The organism is Bradyrhizobium sp. SK17 (assembly GCF_002831585.1).
Taxonomy (GTDB): domain Bacteria; phylum Pseudomonadota; class Alphaproteobacteria; order Rhizobiales; family Xanthobacteraceae; genus Bradyrhizobium.
Window position 1 is genome coordinate 2123585 of record NZ_CP025113.1, and the last position, 13305, is coordinate 2136889.

The window sequence follows — 13305 nt, forward strand, 5'->3', positions numbered from 1 at the left end:
GCCGCGATTTCGGCGGGCACGCTTGCGAGCGGCACGGCTTGTCCGCGTCTCCGGTTCCCCCTAAAGCAGGCGCCAAATATTTGCGAGGGAAGCGGAAATGACCATCGAGCTGCACACCTGGAACACGCCCAATGGCCGCAAGATCTCGGTCGCGCTGGAGGAAATGGGGCTGCCCTACAAGGTGATCCCGGTGAACATCAGCAAGGGCGAGCAGATGGCGCCGGCCTTCCTCGCGATCAGCCCGAACAACAAGATCCCGGCGATCGTCGATCCCGACGGCCCCGGCGGCAAGCCGGTCAGCATCTTCGAATCCGGCGCGATCCTGCTCTATCTCGGCGAGAAGACCGGCAGGTTCCTGCCGAAGCCGCTGGCCGAGCGGATCCCGGTCTATGAGTGGCTGATGTGGCAGATGGGCGGCTTCGGCCCGATGCCGGGCCAGGTGCATCATTTCATCGCGCTGGAGAACGAGCAGGACCGCGCCTACGGCCTGAAGCGTTACATGGCCGAGACGCGGCGGCTCTACGGCGTGCTGGACCGCAGGCTCGACGGCCGCGATTTCGTCGCCGGCGATCTCTCGGTGGCCGATTTCGCCATCCTCGGCTGGGCCTGGCGCCATCCGCGCCACAAGGTCGAGCTATCAGACTTCCCCAACGTCAAGCGCTGGTACGAGGCACTGATGGCCCGCCCCGCGACCAAGCGAGGTATGGAAGCGAAGCTGGATTGAGGGGCGCTCTTCCCTTCTCCCCCTGTGGGAGAAGGTGGCGCGAAGCGCCGGATGAGGGGTTGGCTCCGCTTGCGAGATTTCGCCGAGTGGAGAGAGACCCCTCACCCGGCTTCATCTCGCTCCGCTCGATTTCGCCACCCTCTCCCACAAGGGGAGAGGGTACTTATTAGGCCCGCCGCGCCTCCAGCGCCATCTTCACTGCGAGCCCGGTCAGCACGGTGCCCATCAGCCAGCGCTGCACCAGCAGCCAGGTCGGGCGGGTGCCGAGGAACACGGCGATCGAGCCGGCGGCGAGCGCGATCATCGCATTGACGCTGACGCTGATCGCGATCTGGATCGAGCCCAGCGCAAGCGACTGCGTCAGCACGCTGCCGCCGGTCGGGTCGATGAACTGCGGCAGTAGCGCCAGATAGAGCATCGCGATCTTCGGGTTCAGGAGGTTGGTGACGAAGCCCATCGCGAACAATTTGCGCGGGCCGTCGACCTTCATCGTCTTGACCTGGAACGGCGAGCGGCCGCCGGGCCTCAGGGCCTGCCACGCGAGCCAGAGGAGATAGGCCGCGCCGGCGAAGCGCAGCGCGTCATAGGCATAGGGGATCGCGAACAGCAGCGCGGTGATGCCGAACGCCGCGCACAGCATGTAGAACACGAAGCCGAGCGCGACGCCGCCGAGCGACACGATGCCGGCCGCCGGCCCCTGCGTGATCGAGCGCGAGATCAGATAGATCATGTTCGGACCCGGCGTCAGCACCATGCCAAGTGAGACGAGCGCAAAGCCGAGCAGAGCGGAGGTGTGGGGCATGATGGGTCTCGCGAGGGGATACGCACACTTTTAGCGTGTCATCCGATACGCGGCCATGCGGGAATTGCTCTCGGAGCAATGTGGTTTGCAGCTCGCTCCGGCCTCTCATCGTCATTCCGGGGCGTGCGTAGCACGAACCCGGAATCCATCGGGCCACATCACGTGCGGATGAATGGATTCCGGGTTCTCGCCTGCGGCGAGCCCCGGAATGACGATGAGAGACCGGGGCGAGCGGAGTCTAATGCGCCTCGTCCCAATTGTTCGCGGCTCTCGCATCGACCTGCAACGGAAGCGACAGGAGCACGGCCGGGAACGGCGCGTCCTGCATCACCTTCTGCACCACCGGCAGTGTCGCCGCGACCTCGTTGTCGGGCACCTCGAAGATCAGTTCGTCATGCACCTGCAACAGCATCTGCGCCGAGAGCTTCTTCTCGGCGAGCGCGTCCTCGACCCGGATCATGGCGCGGCGGATGATGTCGGCCGCGGTGCCCTGCAAGCGCGCGTTGATCGCGGCGCGTTCGTTGAACGCGCGCACCGAGGCGTTGGAGGCCTTGATGTCGGGGTAGTACATCTTACGGCCGAACAGCGTCGTCACATAGCCGTTGCGGCGGCAGAAATCCTTGGTCTCGTCCATATAGGCGCGGATGCCGGGGAAGCGCTCGAAGTATTTCTTGATGTAGGCCGAGGCTTCCTCGCGCGCGATGCCGAGCTGGTTGGCGAGGCCGAACGCCGAGATGCCGTAGATGATGCCGAAGTTGATCGCCTTGGCGCGGCGGCGCACCTCGCTCGGCATGTCCTTGATCGGCACGCCGAACATCTCCGATGCTGTCATCGCGTGAATGTCGAGCCCGTCGCGGAACGCCTGGCGCAACACCGGCACGTCGGCGATCTCGGCGAGCAGCCGCAATTCGATCTGGGAGTAATCGGCCGACACCAGCTTGTGGCCCGGCGTCGCGATGAAGGCGCGCCGGATCTTGCGGCCATCCTCGGTGCGCACCGGGATGTTCTGCAAGTTCGGCTCGTTCGACGACAGCCGTCCCGTGGTGGTCGCGGCCAGCGCGTAGGTGGTGTGGACGCGATGGGTCTGCGGATTGACATAGGTTGGCAGCGCATCGGTGTAGGTCGATTTCAGCTTCGAGACCTGGCGCCACTCCAGGATCTTCTTCGGGAATTCGTGGCCCTGCTCGGCGAGATCGTCGAGCACCTGTGCGGTGGTCGACCACGCGCCGGTCTTGGTCTTGGTGCCGCCGGGCAATCCCATCTTGCCGAAGATGATGTCGCCGATTTGTTTGGGGCTGCCGACATTGACCGGCTCGCCGGCGATCTCCTGGATCTCGGCCTCGACGCGCGCCGCGGTCTGCGCGAAATCGCCCGAGAGGCGCGAGAGGACCTGGCGATCGATCGAGATGCCGCGGCGCTCCATCCGCGCCAGCACCGACACCAGCGGCCGCTCCAGCGTCTCGTAGACAGTGGTCATCCGCTCGGCGACGAGGCGGGGCTTCAGCACGCGCCACAGCCGCAGGATCACGTCGGCGCTTTCGGCGGCGTATTCGGTCGCCTTGTCGATCGTGACCTGGTCGAAGGTCAGCTTGCCCTTGCCGCTGCCGACGAGGCCGCCGTAATTGACGACGGCATGGCCGAACCAGCGTTCGGCGAGCTGTTCCAGCGCGTGCGAGCCGCGGCCGGCATCGAGCGCATAGGACATCAGCTGCGCATCGTCGATGTTGCGCAGCGTGATGCCGTGCTGCGCCAGCGTCACCGACGTGAACTTGACGTTGAAGCCGACCTTCTGGATGCCTGCGGACTCCAGCAGCGGCTTCAGCGCCGTCAGCACGTCGGCGGTCTTGATCTGGCCGGGCGCGAGGCCGGCGTCGAACAGGCCCGCGCCGCCGCCGGCCTCCCGGTGGCCGAGCGGCACGTAGCAGGCGTCGTTGGGCGCCACCGCGAGCGCCAGTCCCGCGAGCTCGGCCTGCATCGGGTCGATCGATTCCGACATCGCCTCGATCGCGAGATAGCCGGCGTCATGCGCGCGGGCGATCAAGGCGTTGAGCTGGTCGAGGCTACTGATCGCCTGATACGCCTTGCGATCGAAGCCGGTCTTGCGGATCGCTTCGCCGCGGGCCTCGGCCAGCGCGGCCGGCGTGCCCTTCAGGCTGGAGTTCTTGTCGTCGCGCGCACCGGTCGGCTTGGCTCTCGCGGCCGGTGCCGCGGCCGATGCGGGTGCATCGCCTTGTGCCGGCGTGACATCCGACGGCGGCAGCGGCGAGAACACACTGGCGCCGCTCTTGTTGCCGGGATCGGCGTCGACGTTGGCCGGGTCGATCTGCGCGTAGTCGGCGACGCGGCGGGTGAGGGTGGAGAACTCCATCGCCTTGAGGAAGGCGACCAGCTTGCGCGCGTCGGGCTCGTGCACCGCGAGGTCGTCGAGCGGCACCTCGAGGTCGACCTTGTCGTCGAGCAGCACGAGCTGGCGCGAGATGCGCGCCTTCTCGGCATTCTCCAGCAGCGCCTCGCGCCGCTTCGGCTGCTTGATCTCGCCGGCGCGGAACAGCAGTTGATCGAGGTCGCCATATTCGATGATCAGCTGTGCGGCGGTCTTGACGCCGATGCCGGGCACGCCGGGCACGTTGTCGGTGGAATCGCCGGCCAGCGCTTGCACCTCGACCACCTTCTCCGGCGGCACGCCGAACTTCTCGATCACCTCGTCGCGGCCGATGCGGCGATCCTTCATGGTGTCGTACATCAAGACCTTGTCGGAGACGAGCTGCATCAGGTCCTTGTCGGAGGAGACGATGGTCGTCGATGCGCCGCGCTCGCTGGCGAGCCGCGCATAGGTCGCGATCAGATCGTCGGCCTCGAAGCCGACCTGTTCGAGACAGGGCAGGTCGAAGGCGCGCACCGCCTCGCGGATCAGCGCGAATTGCGGGATCAGATCGTCCGGCGCCGGCGGCCGGTGCGCCTTGTAATCCGGATAGAGCTTGTTGCGGAAGGTGATCTCGGACTTGTCGAAGATGATCGCGAGATGAGTCGGCCGGTTGTCCTCCGGCATGTCGCGCAAGAGCTTCCACAGCATGTTGCAGAAGCCGAGCACGGCGTTGACCTGCAAGCCGTCGGACTTGCGGTTGAGCGGCGGCAGCGCGTGATAGGCGCGGAAGATGTAGCCCGAGCCGTCGACCAGAAAGATATGGTCGCCCTTGGCCGCCGGCTTGCTCGCAACCGGCTTGGCAGCGGCGGGTTTGGCGGTCTTCGGAGCGGGCTTTTCAGCTGGCTTGGCGGGGTCTTTGGAGGCTGTTTTCGGCATGGCCGAAACTTAGGGATTTTTGCGCGAATTGACAGCCTGTGCGTCGTAGAATCCGCTCTTGCCACACAAGCAATTGTCGTCCCGGCGAAGGCCGGGACCCATAACCACAAATGATTGTTGCTTGATCTCGCTGTGGCCCCAGCCTCATCCAAACCCGCGCAGTCGTGGTTATGGGTCCCGGCCTTCGCCGGGACGACGATCAACTCGGGACGCCGCCGTTACGCCTTGTCGCCGGTCGGCGAGAACAGGTAGCCGCCGCCGCGGATGGTGCGGATCACCGAGGGCTTGGTCGGATCGAACTCGATCTTGCGGCGGATGCGCATGATGCGGAGGTCGACGGCGCGGTCGAAGGCTTCGGCGTCGCGGGCATTGGCGAGTTCCAAGAGCCGCTCGCGCGACAGCACGCGCTTCGGGTTGGCCGCGAACACCTTCAGCAGGCCGAATTCGGAAGCGGTCAGCGGATGCTCGTTGCCTTCGTCGTCGCGCAGCGCCTGGGCCTCCAGATCGAGCCATTTGGTGCCGAACCGCACCAATTGCTCCTTTTCAGCCTTGCCGCTCGCCGGTTCCGTCGCGGCGGTCTTGGCCGGCCCGCTCCGCCGCAGCACCGAGCGGATCCGCGCCATCAACTCGCGCAATTCGCAGGGCTTGGCGACATAATCGTCGGCGCCGAGCTCCAGGCCGACCACCCGGTCGATCGGGCTGGCAGTAGCTGTCAGCATGATGACGGGGACGTTGATCTTGCTCTTGAGGTCGCGGATGATCGAGAGCCCGTCTTCCTCGGGCATGTTGAGGTCGAGCACCACGAGATCGGGCGTGCTGCTCTCGATCTCCTTGCGCAGGCTCTTGCCGCCGTCGCACAGCGTCACGCCGAAGCCATGCATCTTGAGATAGTCGCCGACCATCTCGCGGGCCGGCGCCTCGTCATCGACGATGAAGATATGCGGGTTCTGGCTCATGATGTCTCTGTCGCCGGCAGTGTAACCGTAAAGGTCGAGCCCTGTCCGGGGCCGGGGCTCTGGGCGGTCACATGGCCGCCATGCATGTCGATGATGCGCTTGACGATCGAAAGGCCGAGCCCGGTCGAGCTCTCGCCCGCGGTCGGCTTGGCCGACAGCCGCTGGAACCGGCCGAACAGCCGGCTGAGATCTTCCGGGCTGAGGCCGGGACCCTGGTCGGCGATGCGGATCACGGTGTCCTCGCCCTCGTGACTGACCCCAACCGTGATCTTGCCGCCGATCGGCGAATATTTGATGGCGTTGCTGACCAGATTGTCGATCGCCTCGCGGATCCGGTCGGCGTCGCACATCGTGACGAAATGCTGCGGCCCGGAGACCGAGATGCTCTGCTGCTTGTTGACGGCCGAGGGCAGATTGGCCTCGGTGACCTCGTTGACCAAAGCTGCGACATCGACCGGCTCGCGGCGGATCGTGATGTCGAAGGCATCCGCCATCGCATCCGAGATCAAATGATCGACCATCGAGGTCAGCCGCTTGGTGGCGTCGCGGATGTGCTCGACCTGGGCGGTGACGTTCTCCTTTGGCGAGCCGGCGCCGATCAGTTCGGTCAGCATCTCGGTGCGGCCGAGGATGACGCCGAGCGGATTCTTCAAGTCGTGGGCGACGGTGCCGAGGATCTCGTTCTTGAAGCCGTTGGCGCGCTGCAAACGCAGCCATTGCGCCGACAGCCGCCGGTTGGCCTGCATCAGCGCGCGGGTGCGCTGTACGACGCGGTCCTCGAGCTGGGTGTTGGCCTCGTGCAACTGCTGGTACAGGATCACGTTGTCGAACGCGATCGACAGCCGGCTGGAGAAGATCTCGACCAGCGCGCGGTCGGTATCGGAAAGCTGGCGCTCGGCCTGCAACAGCACCACCACCTCGCGGCCAGAGCCGGTGCGCGAATAGAGCACGCTGCGATGGTCGGCGAACTCGTTCTTGCGGCGTTGGAAGGCTTCCTCGACCATGTGGCGGAGATCGGCATCGAGCGCCCGCGACGAGGTGGTGCCGATGAAGCGGCTGTAGCAGCCCGAGCAGGCCAGCACCGAGAAGTCGCAGGCGGCCGCGTTGCCGTCGTCGCGCAGCACCAGGATGCCGGCGCAATCGACATTGAGCAGCGAGGCGAGCTGGGTCAGCACGCCCTCGGCGAGTCGCTGCATCGACTTGAAATCGTACAGCGTCGAGGCGGCATCGATGATGATCTCGAGCCCGCGCCTGGTCTGCACCATGCGCTCGAGCTGCTGGTAGCTGCGCAGCGCCGCGGTCAGCGAGGTGAACAGCTTGTCGGCGGTGAGCTCGGTCTTCGCCTTGTAGTCGTTGATGTCATACTGCACGATGACGCGGCGCTCCGGCGCCTGGCCGGGCTGGCCGGTGCGCAGGATGATGCGGACGGTCTCGTTCCTGATCTCGTTGCGGATGTACTCGACGAGCTCGAGGCCGGCGACGTCGGTCTCCATGATGACGTCGAGCAGCACCGCCGCGATGTCGGGATTGTCCCGCATCAGCGTGCGGCCTTCGGCCGCAGAGTAGGCCGAGAGGATCTCCAGCGTCGCACCGTTCAGGTTGTAGTCGCTGAGCGCGAAACGGGTGCCTTCATGGACGGCGTGATCGTCGTCGATCACGGCGATCTTCCATTTTCGTACCGGCGAATCCTCCGGGGGGCTCTCGGTGTCGTCGATCAGTTGGAGGACATCGTCCTGTTCGGCCATTGACTGGTTCCGTCGGCTGCTGCGTCAGTGATCGTGGGCTCGCCCTTGGCAGCCCCCTTGGCGATCCTGGGCATGATAATGCGAAAAGTGGTGCCTTGTCCTACCCTTGACTCCAGCATCATGCGTCCGCCGAGCTGCTGGGTGACCAGGTTATAGACGATGTGGAGGCCGAGGCCCGTACCACCTTCGTTGCGGCGCGTCGTGAAGAACGGGTCGAACGCCTGCCGCTGCACGTCCGGGGTCATGCCGGCGCCGTTGTCGGCGAAGATGATCTCGACATCGTCGGCGCCGCGCCCGCGTGCCGAGATCGTGATGGTGCCGGAGCGGCCGTCGGCGAAGGCATGATTGACGGCGTTGAGGAAAAGATTGGTTAAGATCTGCCCATAGGCACCGGGATAGCCGTCGATCAGCAATCCCTCGGGCACATCGACGGCCAGCGTGATGGCGGCCCGCTTCAACACCGGGCGCAGGCTCGCCACGATCTGGTCGGTGGCTTCGCTCAGGCCGAACTGGCGGCGCTCGGCATGCGAGCGATCGACCGCGACCTGCTTGAACGACTGGATCAGCTCGCCGGCGCGTTGCAGATTGGCGACCAGCTGCTGCGAGGCGTCGCGCGAGTTGCGGACGAATTCATCGAGCTTGGAACGCCGCAGCGGCTCGGTCTTCAGGTCGCTCTCGAACATCTCGGCACGACGGGCGAAGCTCGATGCGACGGTCAGGCTGATGCCGATCGGATTGTTGACCTCGTGGGCGACGCCGGCGACCAGGCCACCGAGCGCGGCGAGGCGCTCGGCATCGATCAGGTTCTGCTGCGCGGTGTTGAGCTCGAGCAAAGCGCTCTCGGCCTTCTCCTTGGCCGCACGCAGCTCGTCCTCGGTCTTGCGCTTGGCGATCGCATTCTCGCGGAACACCTCGACCGCGCGCGCCATCGCGCCGACCTCGTCCTTGGTGGAGGTGCCCTGCACCGGCCGGTCGAGGTCTCCCGAGGTGATCGCGCGCATCGCGGCCAGGATCTGCGCCAGCGGCAGCCGGATCGACAGCGCGATCATGACGCCGGCGGACATGATGATGCCGAGGAAGATCACGGCGATCGATAGCACCCGCCGCGAGATCGACGACAGCGTCTTGTCGAAGGTCTCCTGCGCCTTCTGCTCGCGCTGGCGCATCTTCACCGAGAGATCGTCGATCGCCCCGATCGCGTCCGCCTGGCTGGCGTCGATCGAGTTGCGCAACAGGTCGGTGCGGCTGGTGAGCTGTTCGCTCAGCCTGCCGAGCCCGTCGCGCAGCTCGCCGGTCTTGACCTTGAGCCGCGCCAGCGCCATGCGCTGCAAATCGTTCTCGGCCAGATCGGTCATCACCGGGATCGTCTTCTCGATCGTATCGATGTTGCGGCGGGCTTCCTCGGCCGACGAGGAGGCCAGCGATAGATAATAGGCGTTGGCGGCGACCAGGAGCGAGGTGAACGCCTCGCGCGATTTGCCGAGCGCCGGCCAGATCAGGGCATCGCGATGCCCGGTCGCGCCCTCGATGATCGAATAGAGCCCGGCCATGTCCTTGGTCGGCGTCAGCACCTGTTCGTCATAGGTCTTGGAGATCTTGGTTTGCAGCGTGCGCAGCTCGCCGAAGCCGTCGAGGAAGCGGCTGGTGACGCGTTCCAGTTGCTCGACCGAGCCCGACAGCATCGGATCGGTCGAGGCCCGGTTGGTCAGCGTGCCGAGCACGGCCTCGCGCAGCAGCAGGATTTCCGCGAACAGGTCCGGGCTCGGCTGGTTGATGTAGCGATGGATCAGGTTTTGCAGCCGGCTGGTCTCGCTCTCGAGCCTGGCCAGGATCTTGTCGGATTCCCGCACCTGGCGGACATCGTCCCAGGCCGAGCCGAGCACTTTCGAGCCGTTCCAGATCAGCACCGCGAGCACGATCACGACCGCGGAGTTGAGCAGCGCGATCGAGAGGATGCGCCAGCGGATCGGGACTGCCCGCAGCAGCTGGACGATACGGAAACGGCCCTGCGGCCCAAGCGCCGCCGGCCGTCGCATCGTCCCGTCCTGTTGCGGTGCGGCCAAGATCCGGTCACTCCATGCTGCGGATGCGTTCGATCAGCGCGGCCATCGCGGGATCGCGCTCGGCCTTGGCATAGACGCCGGCCATCGCCGCCTCGAACGGCCTGCGATCGAAGTCGCTCACGATCGTGACGCCGGCCTGCTCCGCTTGCCGCTGCGAGCGCTCCTCGAGTTCGCGCCATCTGTCGCGCATATAGAGGCTGGAACGCTGCGCGGCCTCGCGGAAGATGGTCTGCTCCTCCGGCGAGAGGCTCGCCCACGCCTTGCTCGACATCACCAGCACGTCCGGGCTGACGGTGTGCCGGGTCAGCGTGTAGTAGCCGGCGTGCTGGTAGTGACCGGTGGTGACGAAGGACGGCCAGTTGTTCTCCGCGCCGTCGATCAGCTTGTTGGTGAGCCCGGTCAGCACCTGGCCGTAGGGCATTTCGACCGGCTCGGCGCCGAGCGCGCGGATCATGTCCGACATCTGTTCTGATTGCTGCACGCGCAAACGCAACCCCTTGAGGTCATCGAGCGAACGCACCGGGCGGACGCTGTTGTAGACCGAGCGGGCGCCGGAATCGTAGAAGGCCAGTCCGACGAAGCCGTGGCCCTCGAAACCGGCCAGGATCTCGCTGCCGATCGGCCCATCCAGCACATGTTGCAGGTGTTCGCGCGATCGAAACAGGAACGGCATCGCCAGCACGTTCACGGCGGGCACCTTGGTCCCGATCAGCGCGACATTGGTCCGGTTCAGATCGATGGCACCGGCCCGGGTCTGCTCCAGCGTCTCCTTCTCCTCGCCGAGCTGGCGGGAATGGAACACCACGATCCGGTGCCGGCCGGCAGTGCGCTCGGCGATCAGGCGGCCCATGAAATCCAGCGCCTGGACGGTCGGATAGTCCTCGTTCTGGGTATCGGCGGTGCGGAATTCACGCGCAGCCGCGCCCGTCGAAACCGCTGCCCACAACAGCGCGACGGCAAGCGTCATGGTCCGCGAGAGTCCGGCGCGGCGGTACACAGGCTACAATTCCCCTTGTGGTTTGTGTCCAGGGCGGGCGGAAAAGGTTCAACGGTTTTTAGCAGAACCGTGCAGCTTCGCCCATCGGGCAATCGTTAAATCCGTCATGCAACCTGCGGTGTCGATTGAATCTGCGGTTGTGGCGCTTTAAGACGACGTGTTGGCATCCGGGAACGGCTGGTCGTGAAGTTCGGTTTGAAAGTCCTGCAACTCGCCGTCGCGGTCCTTCTGCTTGTGTCGCCTGCGCAAGCTGCGACCGAGATCATGTGGTGGCACGCGATGTCGGGCGAGCTCGGCAAGCAGCTCGAGAAGCTCGCCGCCGACTTCAACGCCTCGCAATCCGACTACCGGATCGTGCCGGCCTACAAGGGCAACTACACCGAGACCGTGACGGCCGCGATCTTCGCCTTCCGTTCGCGCAGCCAGCCGGCAATCGTTCAGGTCAACGAGATCGCCACCGCGACCATGATGGCGGCCCGCGGCGCGATCTATCCGGTGTACGAGCTGATGCGCGATCAGTCCGAGGCGTTCACGCCGTCGGCCTATCTGCCCGCGGTGGCCGGCTACTACGCCGATGTCGACGGCAACATGCTGTCGTTTCCGTTCAATGCCTCGACCCCGATCCTCTACTACAACAAGGATATGTTCCGGTCGGCCGGGCTCGATCCGAGCCAGCCGCCGAAGACCTGGCCGGAGCTCGGCATCGCCGCCAAGCGATTGCGTGCGGCGGGTGCGATGTGCGGCGTCACCACGTCATGGCCGTCCTGGATCAATGTCGAGAATTTCTCCGCGTTCCACAATCTGCCGCTCGCGACCAGGGCCAACGGCTTTGCCGGGCTCGACGCGCAGCTGATCTTCAACAACCCGCTGGTGGTGCGCCACATCGCGCAGCTCGCGCAATGGCAGGCCGACAAGACCTTCGATTACAGCGGTCGCGGGCAGGCGGCGGAGCCGCGCTTCCAGAAGGGCGAATGCGGCATCTTCATCGGCTCGTCGGGGACGCGCGCCGACATCAAGGCCAATTCGAAATTCGAGGTCGGCTACGGCATGATGCCGTATGAGCCGGACGTGCAGGGCGCGCCGCAGAATTCGATCATCGGCGGCGCGACCTTGTGGGTGCTGCGCGACCGGCCGCTGGCCGAATATGCCGGCGTCGCCAAGTTCTTCGCCTATCTGTCGCGGCCCGACGTGCAGGCCGCCTGGCACCAGAACACGGGCTATCTGCCGATCACCCGCGCCGCGTTCGATCTGACCCGCGCGCAGGGTTTCTATGATCGCAATCCCGGCTCCGAGATTTCGATCGAGGAGGTGACGCTGAAGCCGCCGACCGACAATTCGAAGGGCGTCCGCCTCGGCTCGTTCGTCCTGATCCGCGACGTGATCGAGGAGGAGCTCGAGCAGGTGTTCGCCGGCAAGCGCTCCGCGCAGGCCGCGATGGACAATGCCGTCGAGCGCGGCAATCGCCTGCTGCGCCAGTTCGAGCGCGCCAATCCGGACCGGTGATGGGCCGTCTGGTCTGCTAAACTGCTTCTCCGTCATCCTGAGGAGCCGCGAAGCGGCGTCTCGAAGGATCGACGGCCACCAGCGGGGCCGATTCATCCTTCGAGACGCGCTACGCGCTCCTCAGGATGACGGGGATAAATAATCGAACAACAATTGTAGCTCGGATTGCGCTTTGCTTCATCCCGGCTACAACGACCCCGAAATGTCGCTTCCACCCATCACCGATTACGACACCTACCGCGCCTGGCGCGGCGACACGTCGCGCTGGTTGCCGGTCGCGCGCGACATCGCCGACGGCCATGGCTTGTCCTGTGCCGCGCCGCACGTGTTCTCGACCGGCACCAATCTCGTGATCGGGCTCGACGGCGACCTGATCCTGAAGCTGTTCCCGCCTTTCCTGCGACCGCAATTCGTCTCCGAGCGCGCCGCGCTGGCGGAATTGCGCGGTCGGCTCGGCGTTCCGATTCCCGATCTGGCCGCGGAAGGCGAGCGTGACGGCTGGCCCTATCTCGTCATCACGCGCCTCGCCGGCACGGTCGGTTCGGAGGTGTGGCCGTCGCTGTCGGAGGCGGAGCGGGAGCGCGTGCTCGGCGAGATCGGGGCTGTGATCGCCGAGGTGCAGCGCGTGCCGCCCGGCCGCCTGCTGGCGATCGGGCAACCCTGGGACGCGTTCATGCGCGACCAGATCGCGCAGTGCCGGGCACGGCACGAGCGGCTCGGCCTGCCCACGAAATTCCTCGCAGGGCTCGATGATCTGCTGCGCGACGCCACCGAGTTGATCCCGATGCACGCGCCGCCGGTGATCCTGACCGGCGAGTACATCCCGGAGAATTTCCTGCTCGGGCGCCGGGCCGACGGCTGGCATGTCGCCGGCCTGTTCGATTTCGGCGATGTCCGCACCGGATGGGGCGAGTATGATCTGCTCGGCCCCAGTGCCTTCATGGCTGCCGGTCATCCGCGCCTGGTGCGTAGCCTGTTCGACGGCTTCGGCATCCCGTGCAGCGAGGTGAATTTCACGCTGAAGCGGCGGTTGATGGCGCTGATGATGCTGCACTCGGCCAGCGATCCGCTCCGGCACGTCTGCATTGCCGGCTGGCCGGACCGGGTCGATGACTTCGTGCAATTGCAGGAGTTGATCTGGCCGGATTAGTCCTTGCGCGGCGATGTCGATCGCCGGTCAGAAAGCGGGCATCATTCGGATTGTGCTCATTTGT

9 protein-coding genes are annotated in these 13305 nt (G+C 65.6%); 3 read left to right on the plus strand and 6 right to left on the minus strand.

Annotation, left to right across the window (positions count from 1 at the left end; translation table 11 throughout):
* The first annotated feature begins 97 nt into the window (after nucleotides 1-97).
* A complete protein-coding gene (locus CWS35_RS09960; protein ID WP_100951794.1) occupies nucleotides 98-724 on the plus strand; it encodes a glutathione S-transferase family protein in 627 nt (208 codons plus the stop codon).
* Between the two features lie 166 nt (nucleotides 725-890).
* Here the strand turns inward: CWS35_RS09960 and CWS35_RS09965 are convergent, their stop codons facing one another.
* The 6 genes from CWS35_RS09965 to CWS35_RS09990 all read right to left on the minus strand — a co-directional run bounded on the left by CWS35_RS09965 (nucleotide 891) and on the right by CWS35_RS09990 (nucleotide 10558).
* Complete coding sequence (locus tag CWS35_RS09965) at nucleotides 891-1526, minus strand: LysE family translocator (RefSeq protein ID WP_100951795.1); 636 nt, start codon at nucleotides 1524-1526, stop codon at nucleotides 891-893.
* Nucleotides 1527-1764: 238 nt separating this feature from the next.
* Complete coding sequence (polA, locus tag CWS35_RS09970; RefSeq protein WP_100951796.1) at nucleotides 1765-4827, minus strand: DNA polymerase I; 3063 nt, start codon at nucleotides 4825-4827, stop codon at nucleotides 1765-1767.
* Nucleotides 4828-5045: 218 nt separating this feature from the next.
* Nucleotides 5046-5783 carry a response regulator gene (locus CWS35_RS09975; protein ID WP_100951797.1) on the minus strand — a complete coding sequence of 246 codons (738 nt, stop codon included), beginning with the start codon at nucleotides 5781-5783 and terminating at the stop codon, nucleotides 5046-5048.
* On the minus strand, nucleotides 5780-7528 hold the full coding sequence (locus CWS35_RS09980) for a DUF3369 domain-containing protein (RefSeq protein WP_024578936.1): 1749 nt from the start codon (nucleotides 7526-7528) through the stop codon (nucleotides 5780-5782). Before CWS35_RS09980 ends, CWS35_RS09975 begins: the two co-directional genes overlap by 4 nt.
* Entirely contained in the window at nucleotides 7498-9564 is a 2067-nt protein-coding gene (locus tag CWS35_RS09985) for a HAMP domain-containing sensor histidine kinase (RefSeq protein WP_029878778.1), read from the minus strand. Before CWS35_RS09985 ends, CWS35_RS09980 begins: the two co-directional genes overlap by 31 nt.
* 34 nt (nucleotides 9565-9598) lie before the next feature.
* Nucleotides 9599-10558: a TRAP transporter substrate-binding protein gene (locus CWS35_RS09990; RefSeq protein ID WP_100956196.1), complete on the minus strand. Its 960-nt coding sequence runs from the start codon at nucleotides 10556-10558 to the stop codon at nucleotides 9599-9601.
* A 213-nt stretch (nucleotides 10559-10771) separates the two neighbouring features.
* Between CWS35_RS09990 and ugpB the strand changes: the two genes are divergently transcribed.
* The gene (ugpB, locus tag CWS35_RS09995; RefSeq protein WP_245438931.1) at nucleotides 10772-12091 is read left to right on the plus strand and encodes a sn-glycerol-3-phosphate ABC transporter substrate-binding protein UgpB; all 1320 of its coding nucleotides are present in this window, start codon (nucleotides 10772-10774) and stop codon (nucleotides 12089-12091) included.
* 202 nt (nucleotides 12092-12293) lie between these two features.
* Nucleotides 12294-13241, plus strand: a complete 948-nt coding sequence (locus CWS35_RS10000; protein ID WP_100956198.1) for a phosphotransferase — start codon at nucleotides 12294-12296, stop codon at nucleotides 13239-13241.
* Nucleotides 13242-13305 lie beyond the last annotated feature (64 nt).